Annotated in this window: 18 protein-coding genes; 10 read left to right on the top strand and 8 right to left on the bottom strand. The window is 34.8% G+C overall.

The window, feature by feature from the left end; all coding sequences use genetic code 11:
• The first annotated feature begins 131 nt into the window (after positions 1-131).
• The 3 genes from ACUTSE_RS15105 (at position 132) to ACUTSE_RS15095 (ending at position 5,609) form a co-directional block, all read left to right on the top strand.
• Positions 132-3,251, top strand: coding sequence for a SusC/RagA family TonB-linked outer membrane protein (locus ACUTSE_RS15105; RefSeq protein ID WP_445640841.1), 3,120 nt, complete (start codon positions 132-134; stop codon positions 3,249-3,251).
• An 8-nt stretch (positions 3,252-3,259) separates the two neighbouring features.
• The gene (locus tag ACUTSE_RS15100; RefSeq protein WP_445640840.1) at positions 3,260-4,927 is read left to right on the top strand and encodes a SusD/RagB family nutrient-binding outer membrane lipoprotein; all 1,668 of its coding nucleotides are present in this window, start codon (positions 3,260-3,262) and stop codon (positions 4,925-4,927) included.
• A gap of 178 nt (positions 4,928-5,105) precedes the next feature.
• Positions 5,106-5,609: a DUF2199 domain-containing protein gene (locus ACUTSE_RS15095; protein ID WP_445640839.1), complete on the top strand. Its 504-nt coding sequence runs from the start codon at positions 5,106-5,108 to the stop codon at positions 5,607-5,609.
• Positions 5,610-5,740: 131 nt separating this feature from the next.
• Here ACUTSE_RS15095 and ACUTSE_RS15090 read toward each other — a convergent pair whose 3' ends face one another.
• On the bottom strand, positions 5,741-6,352 hold the full coding sequence (locus ACUTSE_RS15090) for a hypothetical protein (RefSeq protein ID WP_445640838.1): 612 nt from the start codon (positions 6,350-6,352) through the stop codon (positions 5,741-5,743).
• Positions 6,353-6,654: 302 nt separating this feature from the next.
• On the opposite strand from ACUTSE_RS15090, the gene ACUTSE_RS15085 reads away from it, so the two are divergent.
• On the top strand, positions 6,655-6,855 hold the full coding sequence (locus ACUTSE_RS15085) for a hypothetical protein (protein ID WP_445640837.1): 201 nt from the start codon (positions 6,655-6,657) through the stop codon (positions 6,853-6,855).
• A gap of 286 nt (positions 6,856-7,141) precedes the next feature.
• Positions 7,142-7,702, top strand: a complete 561-nt coding sequence (locus ACUTSE_RS15080) for a helix-turn-helix domain-containing protein (RefSeq protein ID WP_445640836.1) — start codon at positions 7,142-7,144, stop codon at positions 7,700-7,702.
• 21 nt (positions 7,703-7,723) lie between these two features.
• Here the strand turns inward: ACUTSE_RS15080 and ACUTSE_RS15075 are convergent, their stop codons facing one another.
• The 4 genes from ACUTSE_RS15075 to porX form a co-directional block, all read right to left on the bottom strand.
• The gene (locus tag ACUTSE_RS15075) at positions 7,724-8,098 is read right to left on the bottom strand and encodes a DUF4258 domain-containing protein (RefSeq protein ID WP_002986154.1); all 375 of its coding nucleotides are present in this window, start codon (positions 8,096-8,098) and stop codon (positions 7,724-7,726) included.
• Positions 8,099-8,160: 62 nt separating this feature from the next.
• Positions 8,161-9,357, bottom strand: a complete 1,197-nt coding sequence (locus tag ACUTSE_RS15070; protein WP_002986153.1) for an alanine dehydrogenase — start codon at positions 9,355-9,357, stop codon at positions 8,161-8,163.
• 10 nt (positions 9,358-9,367) lie between these two features.
• Positions 9,368-9,784 carry a tRNA (adenosine(37)-N6)-threonylcarbamoyltransferase complex ATPase subunit type 1 TsaE gene (gene tsaE / locus ACUTSE_RS15065; RefSeq protein ID WP_002986148.1) on the bottom strand — a complete coding sequence of 139 codons (417 nt, stop codon included), beginning with the start codon at positions 9,782-9,784 and terminating at the stop codon, positions 9,368-9,370.
• Positions 9,785-11,338: a T9SS response regulator signal transducer PorX gene (gene porX / locus ACUTSE_RS15060; RefSeq protein ID WP_115090930.1), complete on the bottom strand. Its 1,554-nt coding sequence runs from the start codon at positions 11,336-11,338 to the stop codon at positions 9,785-9,787.
• A 167-nt stretch (positions 11,339-11,505) separates the two neighbouring features.
• Between porX and ACUTSE_RS15055 the strand changes: the two genes are divergently transcribed.
• From ACUTSE_RS15055 to ACUTSE_RS15040, 4 genes are all read left to right on the top strand, one after another.
• The gene (locus ACUTSE_RS15055) at positions 11,506-12,501 is read left to right on the top strand and encodes a glycosyltransferase (RefSeq protein WP_353102124.1); all 996 of its coding nucleotides are present in this window, start codon (positions 11,506-11,508) and stop codon (positions 12,499-12,501) included.
• Between the two features lie 11 nt (positions 12,502-12,512).
• Positions 12,513-13,112 carry a dephospho-CoA kinase gene (coaE, locus tag ACUTSE_RS15050; protein ID WP_445640835.1) on the top strand — a complete coding sequence of 200 codons (600 nt, stop codon included), beginning with the start codon at positions 12,513-12,515 and terminating at the stop codon, positions 13,110-13,112.
• Between the two features lie 74 nt (positions 13,113-13,186).
• Positions 13,187-14,773, top strand: coding sequence for a sensor histidine kinase (locus ACUTSE_RS15045; RefSeq protein ID WP_445640834.1), 1,587 nt, complete (start codon positions 13,187-13,189; stop codon positions 14,771-14,773).
• A gap of 9 nt (positions 14,774-14,782) precedes the next feature.
• Positions 14,783-15,502, top strand: coding sequence for a response regulator transcription factor (locus ACUTSE_RS15040; RefSeq protein WP_002986137.1), 720 nt, complete (start codon positions 14,783-14,785; stop codon positions 15,500-15,502).
• Between the two features lie 126 nt (positions 15,503-15,628).
• Here the strand turns inward: ACUTSE_RS15040 and ACUTSE_RS15035 are convergent, their stop codons facing one another.
• Genes ACUTSE_RS15035 through ACUTSE_RS15025 form a run of 3 tightly spaced genes read right to left on the bottom strand, consistent with a single transcriptional unit; the run spans position 15,629 to position 17,736 of the window.
• Positions 15,629-16,567, bottom strand: a complete 939-nt coding sequence (locus ACUTSE_RS15035; RefSeq protein ID WP_002986135.1) for a LysR family transcriptional regulator — start codon at positions 16,565-16,567, stop codon at positions 15,629-15,631.
• A gap of 43 nt (positions 16,568-16,610) precedes the next feature.
• A complete protein-coding gene (locus tag ACUTSE_RS15030; RefSeq protein WP_445640833.1) occupies positions 16,611-17,222 on the bottom strand; it encodes a hypothetical protein in 612 nt (203 codons plus the stop codon).
• Positions 17,223-17,238: 16 nt separating this feature from the next.
• Positions 17,239-17,736: an RNA polymerase sigma factor gene (locus tag ACUTSE_RS15025; protein WP_002986131.1), complete on the bottom strand. Its 498-nt coding sequence runs from the start codon at positions 17,734-17,736 to the stop codon at positions 17,239-17,241.
• A gap of 392 nt (positions 17,737-18,128) precedes the next feature.
• On the opposite strand from ACUTSE_RS15025, the gene ACUTSE_RS15020 reads away from it, so the two are divergent.
• Positions 18,129-18,779 (top strand): succinate dehydrogenase cytochrome b subunit, encoded by a 651-nt coding sequence (locus tag ACUTSE_RS15020; RefSeq protein ID WP_445640832.1) that lies wholly within the window; start codon positions 18,129-18,131, stop codon positions 18,777-18,779.
• The last annotated feature ends 9 nt before the right edge of the window (positions 18,780-18,788 follow it).

Raw genomic sequence — 18,788 nt, 5'->3', positions numbered from 1 at the left:
ATAGTTTTTTTGAGATTGTAGTTTTAATAGTATAAGGTGTTTAAAATTGGTTATTAATACCCCTTTGTTTTCTTAATTTTTTATAAAAAGGATGGAATTAATTTTGGTGAGGAAACTAATCAAAAGATATAATGAATTCAAAATTAAGGTATTACTTTCTCTGTTTGTGTTGCTTATTTATTCAGTTCGCACACGCACAAGAGAAAGAACTTGCGGGAACGGTAACAGAAGGCGGGATGCCTTTGCCAGGGGTAACGGTTTTAATTCAGGGAACTCAACAAGGAGTTCAAACGGATTTAGATGGAAAATACATTCTAAAAGTAAAACAAGGGGATGTACTTGTGTTTTCATTCATCGGTATGAAAGAAGTAAAATACAAGGTAACCAATTCAAGTGTTTTTAATGTTGAAATGACAGCAGAGGAAAACATGCTTGAAGCAGTTGTTGTCACAGCTTTAGGAATCAAAAGGGACAAGAAAAAACTGGGGTATTCTTCTCAAGAAGTGAAAGGGGAAACGTTAGCTAGTGCTGGAGAATCTAATGCGGTAAATGCACTCTCAGGAAATGTGGCTGGTTTACAAGTAACTGCTCCATCGACGATGGGAGGTTCTACTCGTATTGTATTACGCGGTGTGAAATCTGTAGTCGGAAATAACCAACCTTTAATTGTTATTGATGGGATTCCACTGGATAATAGCAATTTTGCCGATACGAATATGCAAAGAGGCGCAGGTGGACGCGATTATGGGGATGGATCTGCAGATATTAATCCTGATGATATCGAGTCTGTAACGGTCTTAAAAGGCGGGCCTGCTTCGGCACTTTATGGAAATAGGGGAGGAAATGGCGTAATCATTTATACCACCAAGTCCGCTAAAAATGGTCGAACTGTAATTGAGTTTAATTCAGGACTAGCCTTTGAATCTGTTAATATCATGCCTCGATTGCAAACGCAATACGGTGGGGGGTCAACGGAAACATTTAGAAAACAAGATATTAACGGAAAGACCTACAATATTTCAGAGTATATTCTAGATGAAAGCTGGGGGCCTAAATTGGATGGAACTCCCTATCTTCCTTGGTATGCGTTTGATCCTGAATTTGAACAAGACTACATGAAAGAAGTGCCTTGGGTCAAGGCAAAAAATGATGTAAAATCCTTTTTTAATACAGGAGTAACGTATAATCAATCCGTTTCTATTGCCAAATCCTTCAAAGAAAGCAATATCAGGATGTCCTTCAACAACAACGTAACGGAAGGTATTGTTCCGAATTCAAAACTACAGCGCAATAATTTTACCTTGAATGCTTCAACGCAAATTAGTGAACAGTTAAAAGCGGAAACTAATATCAATTATGTGTATACAAAAGGATTTAACCGCCCAGAAATTGGGTATGGGGATAATTCGGTTGCGGAACGATTCTTTCAGTGGGGACAGCGACAGTTGGATTTCAATAAACTCAAGGATTATAAATTAGCCAATGGAAGTCAACGTTCTTGGAATCGAACGGCTTGGGATAATGGAATGCCCGCTTATTCGGATAACCCGTATTGGGTAGTCTATGAGAATACAGCGCAAGATGTGCGAAATAGACTGTTCGGAAACGTAAAACTAACGTATAATTTTACTGATAATCTATATGCCGTAGGAACGGTATATGGTGATCGCTATGATCTGAGCATAGAAGAACGCGTAGCTGTTGGATCTCAAAGTATGCCTTCTTTTCAAGTGACGAAACGAAACGTTTCAGAATACAATTACGAAGGCCGATTGCATTATGATGCTCAGTTTAACGAGATTGGATTCAATGCCTTTGTCGGTGTAAATAGAAGTGAAAAACGCAATGATTTTGTGCGAGGGGAGAGTGTTGGTGGATTAAACTTACCTAACCTATATAACTTGGATAACAGTGTTTCAGCTGCCAAAGCAACAAATAGGTTTATTCATTCTCGTACCAATTCCGTTTTTGGATCGGCTAGTGTGAATTATCGTGAATTTGCCTTTCTAGAAGGAACTGTACGTACGGATTGGTTTTCAACAGTCAAGCAATCGGTAACTTATCCTTCTTTAACGGGAACGTTTATCTTTTCTAATGTACTCAGTGATGTGGATTGGTTGAGTTTTGGTAAAATTCGCTTGGGTTGGGCACAAGTAGGAAATGATACGGATCCTTACAGAACCAATGATTATTATAGGTTGAATGGGCCATTCTTAGATCAGCCAACGTACGCACTAGAAAATACAGCCAATAATCCCGACTTAAAACCAGAGTTGATGACAACCAAAGAAATTGGCTTGGAAGCGGCTTTTCTCAATAATCGCATCGGATTTGAAGTGTCTTACTATGAAATTAATACCCAAGATTTAATTACTAGAGTACAATATGACGCCGCTACTGGGTTTTCCTACCGATGGATGAATGCTGGAGATATGAGAAATAGAGGAATTGAAGCAACGGTCAATGTAACTCCAATTCAAACGACTGATTTTTCATGGCAAGTCACTTGGAACATAGCAAAAAATAAAAATACGCTAACCCGATTGGCAGAGAGAGTAGAATCCGTAGAAATTGCTAGAGCACCTTTTCGAGTTTCCCTACAAGGAAAAATAGGAGAAACGTATGGACAAATCTATGGAACCGACTATGTCTATGATGATCATGGAAATAAGAAAATTGGAGCAGATGGATTGTATTTAGCCTCAGAGGTAAAAGCATTGGGCTCATATTTGCCAGATTATAATATGGGAATTAGAAATAGTTTTCGCTATAAGAACCTCAATATAGGGGTGCTAATTGATATGCAAAAAGGTGGGAAGTATTTCTCTACAACACATATGTATGGGATGTATTCCGGTATGTTGGAGGAAACTGCTGCAAATAACATTCGAGAAACAGGTTTGATATTGGATGGAGTAAAAGAGGATGGAACGCGTAATGATCAAGTAATTAGCGCTATTGATTGGGCAAAAGGATATAATTCTACCGTAGATAGGCAAAATGTTTTTGATGCTGACTATGTCAAGTTGAGAGAAATAACGCTAGGATACGACTTGCCAACCAAATGGTTAGGGCCTTTTAAAGGGATTACCCTCTCGTTATATGCACGTAATCTCTTTACCTGGAACCTTGCTTGGAAAGGGATGGATCCTGAAATGGCCTCGTATGGAAGTGGGAATATTCAAGCAATTGAAGGGGCATCCTTGCCTTCTACAAGAAGCTATGGGATGAATGTCAAATTTAAAATATAATGAAGCACATGAAAAAATATATCATTCAAGTCGTATTAGCGATGAATCTTATCCTGTGCATAAGTTGTGACAAGGATTTGGAAAATATCAATGTGAATCCAAACCAACCTTTAGAAGTGACAACCAATGGATTGTTTAACAATACCAATAAGGAATTAATGACTCGAACAAGAAGAGGGATGCCTTCAGGACGTATGGCTCTACCTTGGATTCAATATTCGGCTCAAAGAAATTATACCGCAGAAGATCGTTATTTATTTAGAGGGGAAGTGAATAATAGTTTATATACGGATCTCTTTTTAGCAGTAAAAGGGTATAAACAAATTATAGATATTGTAAAGAACCCTGCTAATGCAGCTAAAGTAGCTACTTATGGAGATCCTGCGAATCAATTGGCCGCAGCGCGTATTATGATTGCCTATGTACAATTGCAATTGGTCGATATGTATGGGGATGTTCCTTATTATTCGTATGCCACAAAAGATCCCGATTTTCAGGCCATGACCTTGGGAACAGAGCAAGAAATAACAACGCCTAAGTTTGCTCCTCAAGAGAAGATTTATACGGATCTGATGAATGAACTGAAGGAAGCAGCAACATCCATCAATATGGAAGCTACGAATGTTTTTAATGCTGGAGATTTTTTATTCGGTTCTCCTCTGAAGTTAAAGAAATTTGCGAATTCACTGCGCTTGAGAATTGCCAATCGCGTGAAGGAAGTCATTCCTAGTGCACAAATGCATATTGCGGAATTAACTGCGGATCCAACAAGTTTGATGCAATCCAATGAGGATAATGTCGGACAAAAATTTCAAAATGATCCTGTGAACCCCGCGCCTTTTTATTTTGATGCTTTTATTTCCAGAAGAAATGACTTTTCACCAACGAATACTTTTGTTGAATTACTAAAAGGAGAAACAAAAACGACACATGCGAATCCTTTTGCGAATAGGGTAGATCCTAGATTATTCAAAATGGTTGCGCCGATTAGTCAGCTTGTAGAAGATGATGCCGGAAAAGAAACAGAAGTAACCTTGGCCTTTTATTATGATGCTTCTAAGCCTGAACCAAGTGTGGAAAAAAATGATTACGTGGAGCGTACGCCTGATTTCTATACGGGTATGCCTATTGGAATTATTGACGCCTATACGGGAAGTCAAGCCGATTACGCATGTCAATTTGGGGGGATGGTATATAGAGCCGATTATACCGAGATACTGATGGAATACGCTGAAGTAGCTTTTATATTGGCGGAACTCGGTGTAGACCCACAAGAGAATTATACCAATGGAATTAAGGCTTCAATGCAAAAATGGAACGTAGCGACTACGGATATTGATGCTTATTTAGCACAAGGTGTAGTTGTAAATCAGGAAACAATACTCACCCAAAAATACATTGCTTTATTTTTACAACCGTATGAAGCATGGGCCGAATATAGAAGAACAAAATATCCTAAAACATTGTTGTTCCCTGGGCAAAGTCATGAACTAATTGCACCAGGTCCTCAACAACAAACAGACTATACATTCACACCTGCCAATGGATTGACGGATTTACCAGAACGAGTTACTTATCCAACAGATTTAAATCTCGTTAATAAAGCAAACAAAGACGCAGCAGCTGCAAGAATAGGAGGGGATCTCATGAATTCTAAATTAATCTGGGCACAATAATTTTTTTTTTTGTTAACTGAAAATGGATACACTTTTTAGTGTGTCCATTTTTTTTGGAATCAGAACATAGTCTGCCGTAACTTGAATACAAATTGGATTTATTCTGCTGTACAGTCTAAGTCATTCATCAAAAACAACCACAGCATCCTAAAAAAAACGTAATATTGTAAATAAAAAAATGAAGTATACGTGTGAAAATTGTGGACAAGAACATGAAGATTGGCCTGCATTAGTCTATCCAACGCCTTTGAGTTATGCACAATTGACAGAAGAAGAAAAAGAAGATGCGGAAGTAACCAGCGATTTTTGTGCCATTATTAATCCAGAACATACGTACTATTTTATCCGTGTTGTCCTGATTCAAACAGTAGCAGATGCATGTCAAGATTTGGACTATGGTGTTTGGGTTTCACTCAGTGAAAAGAGCTTCAAAGAATACTACGAAAACTTCGATAATAAAGCATTTAAAACAACCTATTTTGGATGGCTCAATAACCATATTGCTCCCTATTCATTTACGACCTGTATGGAAGTTGGGGTTAATGTAGAAGTAGATAATGAAAGAGGTCGCCCGTTTATTTACCTGCATCAAAAGGAAAATAATGATCTCGTTCGCGATATATACAGTGGAATTAGCCTAGAGGAAGCAACCAATCGAATTCAGGCTGCTCTAGGGAATTAAAAAGAAAGCATGAAGCTTTGTTCAGATAATCGAGTTAGAAGCTAACAAACTCTCGTAAAACAAAAAATCCTATCCTAACAGCTCGTTGTTTAGAGCGGTTAGGATAGGATTTTTTTATTGAATTGTTTTTTTTAAAACGAAAGCTTGATGATACGATCCAAGTGTTTTTTATTAATATCCGTTGGAGCTGCATTGTACAACTCTAATTTTAAAAGGGAAACAATAGCAAAAAAATCTGTAGCTAAGACTTTGTAATACCCTTCAAAATCTTTTTCGGTTTTATCCGCAAGCAGCTTGATCTTTTTGCTTTCTTCCATTAAATTTCCAACACATAGTAAGATTTGATCAAAAGTATCTGTAGAGGTATGCATCTGTAAAAAACCAAATTCAAAAAGTAAATCTTGTAAACTGTTTACTTCTCGCTCCAAGGTTTTATCATGACTCAAATGCAGTGTTAGTTTTTCTTTTTGTAAAATAGTATTTAATTGCGTTAAGAAATGAAAGAAAACTTCCTGTTTCTTTTCAAAGACCATGAGGTTTCGCTCTCTTGATTCTTCGCTTTTCGTTTGCCCTTGTAAAAGTAAAACAGTAATAATAGCCGTAATGACTACACCTAATAAGGTACCAAAAAATTGGGCAGGTAAAGAACTCAGCTCGAAAATTTCAAAAGTAACGGCAGTAATTAAGAATATAATCGTTAAAATAAGCACAGCGCCACGTGAAAAATTAGATTTTAACTTCATTGTCAAAGGTTTGAATAGGTAATACTAAATTGAAATGTTAAGGGATTAAAGTACAACTTATTTTGAATGTAGGTACGACTTTTTTACGATTACACGCGTATAAGTAAGTAGAATTTTAGTATTCCTAATAAAAAGGACTTATTTTTATACTTCGTATAATAAGTCTTGTTTTTTTACGTTTAATAGAGGTGTTTAGCCTAAAAACATGAAGTATTAAAAAAATATTAAAATATAGGCTGTAAACTTGATTTGAATAAAAAAAGAAGTATGTTTATACAGAGTAAGATTTAAAATATAGAGTTATGAAAACAAGAATAATGTTGAACTATGCAACGACTATCTTAGAGAGTGTTAGTTTTGACTCGAAATTGTTTTATAAAGAGTTACAAAAAGCATTAAATCATTTAGTGCCTTATGATGTTGAACAATTGGGAAAATGGGTGAGCAGCTTTGTGCAAGAAAAGCCAGAATTAAGCGATTCACTACATTTATTAGCCGTATAAAAAAAAGAGCTATCTCTCAGAGATAGCTCTTTCTTTATGTTCATTTTTATGGTAGCTGAGGAGGGATTCTTAGATTCAGCTCCTTTTCTCTATCTTTGAGAGTAAAATGAACCGTAAGATGAAAATATATTCCAATATAATAAATAAGACAAGGTTGGTGCTCTCAGATAATAAGGAGCATCATGACTCTTGTGTTGAGTCAAGTAAGACTAAAAAAAGAAGCAATGAAGGTACTAGTTACAGCGTACAACAGATAACTTACAAATCAGTAAAAGCCTAGACAAAGATGAAATTATATGTGAAAAATATGGTTTGTCATCGTTGTATATTAGCCGTAGAGCAGATTTTACAAGGAATGAACCACACAGCTGTTGCCATTCATTTAGGAGAAGTAGAACTACAAGAGCAATTGACAGAAACAGAATTACAGCAGCTGACTCAGAAATTAGAAGAAATTGGCTTTGAGCTACTCAATGACAAAGAACGTCAGTTGGTTACTCAAGTTAAATCCTTGTTGATTGGGTTATTGCAATCGGATCAATTGGTATTAGAAACTCCTTTATCCGCCTATTTATCTGCAAAATTAAATAAAGATTACCTGTATTTGACACAGCTTTTCTCTCAAATTGAATCAACGACGATTGAACAGTACTTTATTCATCTCAAGATTGAAAAAGTAAAAGAACTACTAATTCATGATGAGTTAACTCTGAAAGAAATTGCCTTTCAATTAAACTATAGCAGTGTAGCACATTTGAGTACACAGTTTAAAAAGATAACAGGTATGACCCCAACAGCGTTTAAGCAAGTAACGCCATCCCATCGAATACAAATAGATCCAGTATAAAAAGACAAAAGCCCTAAAAAATTAGGGCTTTGTTATATCTAAAAGTTTGATTTTATCACTGTAATTGACAATCTTAATTGTAATTGGATCATTGTTGGCATTACGACCACTGATGACATAAAGCTTACCCTTTTCAAAATCAACATTACTTTGATCAAAGTCTACCTTGCCATATTGTAGTGATTTTCGAATATCATCTTCTACAACCCAACCTTCTTTTAATTTAAATTCTGCGTCTGAACTATATTGAACAGGCTTGCTTCTCAAGTCTTTCAACACTCTACAATTTGGTAAATAGCAAAACTCTGTTTTCTTTTCTCCAAAAAAGTAAAATAAAAACATGCAGCCAATTAATAGACCAAACAAATAATACGCAAGTCTTTGTATAAAACTCATTTCTTTAAAATTTGTACAAAAGTAGCAATATAGCGTTGTAAAACTAAATAATTGGCAAAAAATTAGAACGCAAAAAGTCGAATGTCTTTGTAATCTAAATTGAACCAATCTGCAACCACCTTATTTGTGATTAACCCTTTATACGTATAGATACCAGATTTTAAGACATTATCTGTGAATACGGTACCTTCTAGGCTACCATTGTCAGCAAAATCTAATAAAAAAGGAGTAATGACATTGCTAACCGCCATAGAAGCGGTTTTGCAATAACGTGAAGTAATATTAGGAACGCCATAATGGATGACTTCAAATTTTCGTTTGATCGGATGTTCATGCGTCGTCAATTCAGACGTTTCAAAGCATCCACCATTGTCAATTGCTACATCAATGATTACGGCATCTTTTTTCATGCTTTCTACCATAGTTTGCGTCACGACAATCGGAGATCGGTTTTTACCGCGAATAGCACCAATAACAACATCACATCGCATTAGCGCTTTCAAAAGAATTTTATCTTGAATCGTAGACGTAGAAACAGGGAAGGGAAGGTTGTTTTGTAAACGTCTTAATTTTTGAATGGAATTGTCAAAAATACGAACGTTTGCTCCCATACTGATGGCCGTTTTAGCAGCATATTCCGCTACAATTCCCGCGCCTAAAATCACAACTTCTGTAGGAACTACTCCTGTGATATTCCCCATTAATAAACCTTTTCCATTATTGGTTGTCGTCATTAATTCAGAGGCAATTTGGATGGATGCTATTCCCGCAATTTCACTTAAAATACTAGTGGCAGGAAAAGAACCGTGTTTATCTTGAATGAATTCAAAGCCAATTGCAGAGATTTTCTTCTTCGCTAAAGCTTTAAAGTAAGCAGGATCTAATGTCTTTAATTGGATGGTAGACCACAATACACTATGTGGTGTCATGAGCTTAATTTCCTCCAAGGTAGGAGGAACCACTTTCACTACAATAGGGCAGCCAAATACCTTTTTTGGATCTGTTGTAATTTCAGCCCCTGCTTTGCTATATTCTAAATCACTATAACTAGAAGCCTCTCCAGCTCCTTTTTCAATTAATACACGATGTCCATAGGCATGTAGGGTTTGCACAGCCTCAGGGGTGATGCAAATTCTCTTTTCAACCTTGAAGTTTTCTTTAGGCACGCCAATGAACAATTCTCCTTTGCGTGGCTCTACAAGCAAGCACTCCTCTTGAGGCATCAAGGTTTTTTTAGAAAAAGGATACATTTTGGACATAGGTTTTTAGTTAAGCATTCGTAAGCGTTAATTTTCTTTTTAGCGTATCTAAGATAGCGATTTCTATTGTGCAGTGATTGTCTGGAATTAAATTGGGCGTTTTGTCTGGCCATTCAATAAAACACCAATCTCCACTATATAGATATTCCTCGAATCCAAAGTCATACGCCTCTTCTTCTTCCTCTAAACGATACAAGTCAAAGTGGTATAAAGAAGCAGTAGAATCAGGAATTTTATAGGCATTGACGATAGAGAAAGTTGGGCTACTCGTCATTTCGGTAATACCCAATTGTTTCGCTAATGCTTTAATAAAAGTAGTCTTTCCTGCTCCCATAGGAGCTTGAAATAATACAATTTTATGGGTTAATAAAGGTAATACTTGAGCTGCAATGCTGTCAATTTCTTCAAGCTGATAAGTGAATTCCATTTATTTAGGGTTTAATATGATAAAAGGAACAATCATTTCTTCTAGCGAGATACCTCCATGTTGATAGGTATTTCTAAAATAAGATACATAATGGTTGTAATTATTTTGATACGCCAAGAAACAATCATTCTTTGCAAAAATAAAGGAACTACTTAGATTTATAGCGGGCAGCTGAATCTTTTTTGGATCTTTCACCATATAGACATCTTTCTTTTCGAAAGTTAAGCTTTTCCCAGTTTTATAACGAAGATTTAAACTCGTGTTCTTATCACCTATAACCTTAGAAGGCGTATTGCAATTGATGGTGCCATGATCCGTAGTGATAATAAGTTTAAAACCAGCTTGTTGTGCTTGCTGAATAACATCGAGTAAGCTCGAGTTTTTAAACCAACTAGTTGTCAGTGAACGATATGCTTTGTCATTGGATGCTAGTTCTTTAATGACTTCCATTTCTGTTTTAGCATGCGAAAGCATATCAACAAAATTATAGACAATCGTAATGAGTTGATTGTGTTTAATTGCATTGAAATTATCAACTAATTTACGGCCATCTTTTTGCCCGACAATCTTAAAATACTCATTGGGAATAGTCAGACGTAAGCGCTGTAATTGTGCTTGTAAAAAGTCATTCTCATGTAAGTTTTTTCCGCCGTCATCCGTATCGTTTTTCCACCAACTTGGATGCATTTGCTCCATCTGTAAAGGTGTTAACCCAGAGAAAATGGCATTTCTAGCATATTGCGTTGTTGTGGGTAAAATAGAGAAAAACGTATGTTCCGTTTCAATTTTATAATGATTTGATACAATGGGTTCAAAAGAGCGCCATTGGTCATATCTCATGTTATCTATAACGAGGAATAAAACTTTATTGTTCTCTTTTTTTAGTTCAGGAACCACCCATTTCTTAAAAATCTCATGCGAAAAAGTAGGACGATCGGAAGTAGAATTGATCCACGTTTCGTATTTCTTTTCAATAAATTTACCAAATAGACTATTGGCTTCACTTTTCTGACCTTCTAAGATATTGATTAGATTTTGATCCTCAATATCTTCGAGTTTACTTTCCCAAAACAACAGCTTGCGATAAAGTGAAATCCAATCTTCATAGGTATTGATAGCCATCAAATCCATCGCAATATTGCGAAATTCCTTTTGATAACTTAAAGATGATTTTTCAGAGACAATTCGAGAATCGTCTAGGTTCTTTTTTAAACATAAAAGAATCTGATTGGGGTTGACAGGCTTGATTAGATAATCCGCAATTTTAGCACCAATAGCTTCTTCCATGATATATTCTTCCTCGCTTTTTGTGATCATCACAACAGGAAGACTATTTTTGATACTTTTGATTTCGTTTAACGTTTCTAACCCCGTTAAACCTGGCATGTTTTCATCAAGGAAGACAATGTCAAAATGATGCTGATTGACGAGTTCAATCGCATCAGCTCCATTTGTGGCAGTTGTAACAGCGTAATTTTTTTTTTCTAAAAAGAGAATATGCGGTTTTAATAGATCAATTTCATCATCAACCCAGAGTATATTAATTGCATTCATATAATAAAAGTTCAACTATTTAAATCCATTACAGTAAGCTGTAACAGTTTTTATTTTGAAATATTACAGTTTATAACGTAAAAATTATAAATATATATATAAATATAGGGAGTAAATTTTGTATTCCAATTTAGGAAGCGATATTTTTGTAGTTATTTAAGAAGTTAATGTATTACTCATTTATTATTCCTGTTTACAATCGACCCGATGAAACAGATGAATTGTTGGCTAGTTTAACCAAGCAAACTTTTCAAGGCAACTTTGAGGTGGTAATTGTAGAAGATGGATCAGCTGTTGATTCGAGAGCTATCGTGGAAAAATACCAAGATCAACTTGATATATCGTATTATTATAAAAGTAATTCGGGGCCTGGAGATTCTAGAAATTACGGCATGCGAAAAGCAAAAGGAGATTATTACATTATCTTAGATTCGGATTGTATCATACCGGAAGAGTATTTGCGTGTGGTTGATCAGTACTTACAAGAAAAATACGTCGATTGTTTTGGAGGGCCTGATCGCGCATTGTCTAGTTTTACAGAAGTGCAAAAAGCCATTAATTTTGCAATGACTTCATTTTTGACTACTGGAGGAATACGTGGAGGATCGGAACGACTCAGTAAGTTTCAACCTCGTAGTTTTAATATGGGAATTTCTAAAAAAGCCTTTTTAGCATCTGAGGGATTTGGTAAAATTCACCCAGGTGAAGATCCAGATCTTACGATTCGACTTTGGAATTTAGGATTTCAATCGGAGCTTTTTCCCGAAGCTTATGTATATCACAAAAGGCGAATTGATTGGAAGAAATTTTTTGTACAAGTCAATAAATTTGGAAAAGCAAGACCAATTCTCAATCAACGATATCCAGAATATGCCAAAATGACGTATTGGTTTCCAAGTCTTTTTATTGGGGGGCTTGTAGTAAGTCTTTTGTTCCTATTGGTCGGGTTTTATTCGCTTTTTTCTCTTTATTTATTATATTTTTTCTTTGTTTTTGTGATATCTTTGATGAAAGAAAAGAGTTTTAAGGTGTCAATTTTGTCAATTTGTGCTGTTTTTGTACAATTTTACGGATATGGTATAGGTTTTGTTAAATCAAACTATATCTTATATATTTTAAGACGCAAACCTGAAGAAGGAATGCCTGAAATGTTTTTCAAATAACAACAAAGAAGATGAGTATTATTGTAGGTTTAACAGGTGGAATAGGCAGTGGAAAAACAACTGTTGCTAAATTGTTTCAAAAGCATGGGGTTCCCATTTATATTGCGGATGAACGGGCGCGATTGCTAATGGAACGCCCAGATGTCGTGGAGGCCGTACAACAAATATTTACAACCTCCGTTATTAATGAAAATGGATTATTAGATCGCGCTAAAATCAAACAATTGGTTTTTGATAATAAAACACTGTTGGAGCAACTGAATCAGGTTGTACACCCTCGCGTTAAAAAAGATTTCGAAGATTGGTTGGAAGAACATAAAGACAGCCCTTTCGTTATCAAGGAAAGCGCCATATTGTTTGAGAGCGGTTTGGAAACAAGTTGTGATTTAATTATTCTAGTTGTTGCGCCTGAGGAAGTTAGAATTGAAAGGGTTATGGCTCGTGATGGAATTTCAAAAGACCAAGTACTAAAAATTATTGATAATCAAATGAAAGACGAGGAAAAGGTAGGAAGAAGTCAATATATAATTGAAAATAATAACAAAAAAACAGTTGAAAGTGATATTATTACGATAATACGTGATATTAATTTAAAAAATCATTTAATTTAATCGGTTAATTTTATCGGTTAATTTTATGTTAACTACTAGGGAATATACATTATTAATCATAATTTTGAATTGCGATGAATAAATTACGATTTAGAGTACTTGTCGGTATAATGAGTTTTTCATTGATTGGAATCATCATCGTACAATTATATTGGATTGTTAGTTCGTATAACAACAATGAGGAACAATTCAAGTACCATGTTCAACAGGTTATTGGAAATGTAGCAAATGCAATGGAACAAAATGAAGCCATGGAGTTCTACAAAATGTACAATGACTTGAAGGATAGTATTGGCGAACCGCCAAAACAAAGTGAATTAAAAGAAATCGTTTTTTATGAGCGCAATCCAAGAACAAATGAGTCTATATTTTACTCAAACACATTGGTTCTTGAAGATTTTAATTTGCGAAGCTCGTTCTTTGATAAAAGAGCCGATAGCACCAATATTAAAAGTTTTGTTGCTAGGCGAAAAACCGAAATCCACAAAGGAAATTCCTTTGATAGAGGAGGAGATAATTTACACCAAAACTATCCAGATGAGGTAATTGAGAAATCAGGAAACCTCGGAGTGTTAGATAAAGCGCAATTTGAAATATATTTCAAAGATATTGTTGCACTAAAACGAGTAGATGAGCGAATCTCAAAAGAAAAGCTAGATGAATTACTCGAAAATGAATTGCATCAATATGGAGTAAATGCCAAATACGAATTTGGTGTGTATAATAAAGGATTGGCAACAAAAATCAAGTCGGATGACTTCGAATACAGTGAAGGATCGACGTATGGAGTGCCAATTTTAAAGAATAATGATGGAAAAAGTAAGTATCATTTGTATGTTACGTTCCCGGAAAAAAGTAAATATTTATTTTCTTCTTTAATTGGGATTACATTTTTGTCTATCTTGTTTACAGTTGTGATTATTGCAGCTTATTTGAATGCGATCAATCAGTTGATTAAACAGAAGCAGATTTCAGAAATGAAAACAGACTTCATCAACAATATGACGCATGAGTTTAAGACGCCTATTGCAACGATTAACCTAGCGTTGGATGCCATTAAGAATCCAAAGGTTATAGGAAACCCCGAGATGGTTGAGCGGTACCTCAATATGATTCGGGAGGAAAACAAACGCATGCATGCACAAGTGGAAAACGTGCTTCGAATTTCAAAACTCGAAAAGAAAGAATTTGAGTCAGATAAAGAAGCAGTTGATATTCACGAGATTATTGAATCTGCCGTTGATCACGTCGGTTTAATTATCCAGGATAGAGGAGGAGAAATCAACCTACATCTTGATGCAAGAAGATCGGATATTTTAGGAAACGATTTTCACCTGACGAGTGTCATGGTTAACATGCTAGACAACGCGATTAAATACTCGAAAGAAAGACCTATTATTGATGTATATACAGAGAATATCAAAGATTTTATTTTGATAAAAGTAGTCGATCAAGGGGTAGGAATGAGTAAAAATGCACAAAAGAGAATTTTTGATAAATTCTATCGTGAACATACAGGAGACTTGCACGATGTGAAAGGACACGGATTAGGGCTGGCTTACGTTCAGCAGATCGTAGAAGATCACAACGCACAGGTATATGTTGAAAGTGAGAAAGGAAAAGGAAGTACGTTCATTATTAAAATGCCATTAATAAATTAATCAATATATATGGAAACAACAAACAACAAAAAGATTTTATTAGTAGAGGACGATCCAAACTTTGGAGCGATCTTGAAAGATTATTTAGCGATTAACGACTTTGAAGTTACGTTAGCTAAAAACGGAATGGAAGGTTTTGAAAAGTTTAAACGCGATACTTTTGACCTTTGTATTCTTGACGTCATGATGCCTTATAAAGACGGGTTTACTTTAGCCAAAGAAATTCGCGATAAAAATAAGGAAGTGCCTATTATTTTCTTAACTGCAAAATCAATGAAAGAGGATGTATTAAGAGGGTATAAAGTAGGAGCGGATGACTATTTAAATAAACCTTTTGATTCAGAGGTATTATTGATGAAAATCAAAGCGATTATTCACAGAAAAACATCTGAAGTTAAAACAGATAACACAAAATTTGAGTTCCAAATTGGTAAATTCCACTTGAACTCTAAATTGAGATTCTTGACGTTCCAAGATCAAGAGCCAATCAAGTTATCCCCAAAAGAAAATGAATTGCTTAAATTATTGGCAATTTATGAAAACGACTTGATGCCAAGAGAAGTTGCTTTAACGAAAATATGGAGAGATGATAACTATTTCACTTCTCGTAGTATGGACGTTTATATTGCAAAATTGAGAAAGTATTTAAAATTAGACGAAGCTGTTGAAATTTTAAATATCCACGGAGAAGGATTCCGTTTGGTAGTAAAAGGAGAAGGAGAAGAGTAATCTTTTCTTGAACAACATAAAAGGGAGTAAGATTTTTTCTTACTCCCTTTTTTATTTTATGATGAGGTTTATTTTTTGCGTTTTGTGAGTACGAAATAACGACTTTATATCTTTACATCGATCTACTTATTTCTTCTTTGGACTTATAATTTTTACATCTTGAAATGCAATTGCGCCGCGAATAATTCCCAATATAGTCTCGTGTAAGGCTTGAATAATTTGAAGCTTTAGATCATTTGTTGTGTGAATCAAACTAATCTCTCTAGCGGGTTGCGGAGAGGCAAACTGCATCAAATTACGTTGATCTTCTGTATTGAGCTGTAAGGTGTGTAAATACGGTAAAAGTGTATAGCCTAACCCTTCTTTAGATAATTGGATTAACGTTTCGAAACTTCCGCTTTCTAATGAAAAGGGACGATCTGTATCCGCACTTTTATTCTTGCAAATATTGATGATACCATCTCTAAAACAATGGCCATCTTGAAGCAATAAAAGCTTCTTTAAATCCAATTGATCTGTCGTGAGTTTACCATCGAATTCCTGTTGGAAATGTTGGGGAATATAACCGACAAAAGGTTCATAATAGAGTACTTTTTCACGAATATCTTCTAATTCCAAAGGCGTTGCTACGATAGCCGCATCGAGATACCCACCGCGTAGTCGAGTGATAATTTCTTCTGTTGTATATTCCTCAATAATCAAATGTACTTTGGGATATTTTCCTACAAAGGATTTGATAAACATCGGGAGTAAAGTAGGAGTGACTGTGGGAATAATTCCCAGTTTAAATTCCCCTCCGATGAATCCTTTTTCCTGATCAATAATATCTTTGATTCGATTCGATTCATTGACTATTTTATGCGCTTGTTCAATAATAACAGCTCCAATGGCGGTCAATTGAATAGGTTTGGTTGTGCGATCAAAAATTTGAACACCTAATTCGTCTTCTAATTTTTGAATTTGCATGCTCAAAGTAGGTTGAGTTACAAACGATTTTTCTGCTGCGAGCGTAAAATTTTTGTGCTCTGCAACAGCCAAGGCATATAATAATTGCGTGATAGTCATAACTTGAATGATGAAAGATAAAATGAGTATCCAAGATACAACATTAATCCTCTATCTTTTCAAGTTCTTGGTAATTTTTCATCAAGCGTTTGATTAAAATTCCATATACAACGCGGTAGTATAACCAGATGATTCCGAAGAAGATCAAAAATAAAAATAAGAATATACCAATAATAAAGATATAGTATGACCATCCATGTGAAGGGTCTTTATCTGCAGTTAAAATGGTAATAGCTGCAAAAAGAGACAAGATGGAAATGATTGAAATATTAATTGCGATATAGTAATTGACCATTTTCTTCGTTTGAAGAATCTGTTTCATTAAATTTTTGGTGTTATCTGCTACGCAAATTTTGCGGTATTTGATGTAAAATGCCACAATGAATATCACGGAGATTAAACCGCTGACGTAATCGATATTATTGACGATAAATTCAAAAATTAGATTGTTGTTCCCTTTTAATTCACTGTCATCATTAAAGAGGAAAAAACTAGCCAAGTTTAAACCTAGAAATTCGATGACACTGATGATAAATATCCACATCACAATAGAAGATGATTTTTTGTGAATCATCCCACTAATCTCGTCCTTTGACACTTTTGGAAAGTTATGGTTGGCGTTCCAATGTTTTTTTAATAAGTCAAGTTCATCCATACTATATAGTGAATCCTTACGGATTTAATATTTTTTTTAATTTACTTTTAATTCGATTCATTTTTACTCGAGCATTGACCTCACTTATACCGAGTGTATCAGCAATCTCTTCATAGGTTTTGTTTTCGAGATACATGAAAACTAAGGCTTTGTCAATGTCATTCAATTGGTGAAGCGCTTGATACATCAATTTGAGTTGCTGTTCTTCTTCTTCGTTGTACTCCTGGTATTCAAAATGATGAATAATCGGATTATAGCTCGTCGTGGTGATTTGCCGGTTTTTCTTCCGGAAAAGTGAAATGGCAGTATTTAAACCAATTCTGTACGCCCAAGTTGTGAACTTGGATTCTCCTCTAAAACTAGGATAAGCTTTCCATAGTTGAATCGAAATTTCTTGAAACAAATCTTTATGAGCAGATTCTTCATCTGTATACAAGCGACAGATTTTATGGATGAGATTTTGGTTCTCTTCCAATAAAGATATAAACTCTTGTTCTACATTATTTTGTTTCATATTACAATTAGTTGACCAAATATGATATTTGTTACATTTTTAAGTAAAATATTTTTTTAATTTCATTTTTTCAAAATAACCATTTCTTTGGAAAGCTGATTCTTAAAATTTAAATAAATACTACGTTAATTTATAATCATTCTGTATTATTTGTAATACGTGTAAAACGAATCTATTTTTTTAAAATTATTTAAAATAATTATTAAATTTAGTACAAAATAAAAGTATTTGATTGTATAAGTTGTAAAATACTGTCTATTTGGTGTTTTGTTTGTAATTGAGAAAAAATAAAGCGTATTTAATTTTGGTATTATTTATGTGGGTATACTCAAGAAGCAAAGAAGGAAGGTTATTGGATGATTTAAAGGATTAATTATTAAAACAAAAATAAGATGAATACACTCTCAAGAAAGATTGTAATGGCAGGGACTGGGTTGTTTCTGTGTTTCTTTTTACTGATTCACTTTTTAGGGAATACACAGTTGTTTCTAGAACCTGAACATGCACAAGAAAGCTTTAATGCTTATTCTCATTTTTTAACTGGGAATCCCTTGGTAAAAGCCGTCTCTTATGTGCTTTATTTATCCATTTTAGGGCATGCTATTTATGCGTTAATTATCACCTCAAAGAATCAAAAAGCAGGAGGTAGTTACAAGCGCGATAATAGAGGTAGAGCCAGTAAATGGTATAGCCGAAATATGGGAGTATTAGGCGTAATTATCTTGATTTTCCTCGTACTGCATTTTCAAAACTTTTGGTACGTCTATAAATTTGGTGAGATTGGGCTAGATGCAAAGGGTAATAAAGACCTGTATACTGTTGTTGTTACGGCATTTCAGGAACTTTGGTTAGTTGTCGTTTATGTAATAGCGATGATTGCGCTTGCTTATCACTTAATTCACGGTATCACGAGTGGTGTTCGTACACTAGGGTTATTTCACCCTAAATACGTAAGATGGATTAATGTATTCGGAATCGTGTATGCGGTTATCTTATGTGTTGGTTTCGCTTTAATGCCTATTTATATTTATATCACCCATTAATACAAGTTG

This window comes from Myroides sp. TSA_177.3 (assembly GCF_052691955.1).
Note: the sequence above shows the minus strand (reverse complement) of the source record. Positions and strands in the feature narration are given on the sequence as shown.

Coding starts and splice junctions, on each gene's coding strand:
- ACUTSE_RS15100 (WP_445640840.1), top strand. CDS start 3,260: ATGAAAAAATATATCATTCAAGTCGTATTAGCGATGAATCTTATCCTG.
- ACUTSE_RS15085 (WP_445640837.1), top strand. CDS start 6,655: ATGAAAACAAGAATAATGTTGAACTATGCAACGACTATCTTAGAGAGT.
- ACUTSE_RS15055 (WP_353102124.1), top strand. CDS start 11,506: ATGTATTACTCATTTATTATTCCTGTTTACAATCGACCCGATGAAACA.
- ACUTSE_RS15045 (WP_445640834.1), top strand. CDS start 13,187: ATGAATAAATTACGATTTAGAGTACTTGTCGGTATAATGAGTTTTTCA.
- tsaE (WP_002986148.1), bottom strand. CDS start 9,784: ATGGAATTCACTTATCAGCTTGAAGAAATTGACAGCATTGCAGCTCAA.
- ACUTSE_RS15040 (WP_002986137.1), top strand. CDS start 14,783: ATGGAAACAACAAACAACAAAAAGATTTTATTAGTAGAGGACGATCCA.
- ACUTSE_RS15095 (WP_445640839.1), top strand. CDS start 5,106: ATGAAGTATACGTGTGAAAATTGTGGACAAGAACATGAAGATTGGCCT.
- ACUTSE_RS15030 (WP_445640833.1), bottom strand. CDS start 17,222: ATGGATGAACTTGACTTATTAAAAAAACATTGGAACGCCAACCATAAC.
- porX (WP_115090930.1), bottom strand. CDS start 11,338: ATGAATGCAATTAATATACTCTGGGTTGATGATGAAATTGATCTATTA.
- ACUTSE_RS15070 (WP_002986153.1), bottom strand. CDS start 9,357: ATGTCCAAAATGTATCCTTTTTCTAAAAAAACCTTGATGCCTCAAGAG.
- coaE (WP_445640835.1), top strand. CDS start 12,513: ATGAGTATTATTGTAGGTTTAACAGGTGGAATAGGCAGTGGAAAAACA.
- ACUTSE_RS15105 (WP_445640841.1), top strand. CDS start 132: ATGAATTCAAAATTAAGGTATTACTTTCTCTGTTTGTGTTGCTTATTT.
- ACUTSE_RS15090 (WP_445640838.1), bottom strand. CDS start 6,352: ATGAAGTTAAAATCTAATTTTTCACGTGGCGCTGTGCTTATTTTAACG.
- ACUTSE_RS15035 (WP_002986135.1), bottom strand. CDS start 16,567: ATGACTATCACGCAATTATTATATGCCTTGGCTGTTGCAGAGCACAAA.
- ACUTSE_RS15080 (WP_445640836.1), top strand. CDS start 7,142: ATGAAATTATATGTGAAAAATATGGTTTGTCATCGTTGTATATTAGCC.
- ACUTSE_RS15020 (WP_445640832.1), top strand. CDS start 18,129: ATGAATACACTCTCAAGAAAGATTGTAATGGCAGGGACTGGGTTGTTT.
- ACUTSE_RS15075 (WP_002986154.1), bottom strand. CDS start 8,098: ATGAGTTTTATACAAAGACTTGCGTATTATTTGTTTGGTCTATTAATT.
- ACUTSE_RS15025 (WP_002986131.1), bottom strand. CDS start 17,736: ATGAAACAAAATAATGTAGAACAAGAGTTTATATCTTTATTGGAAGAG.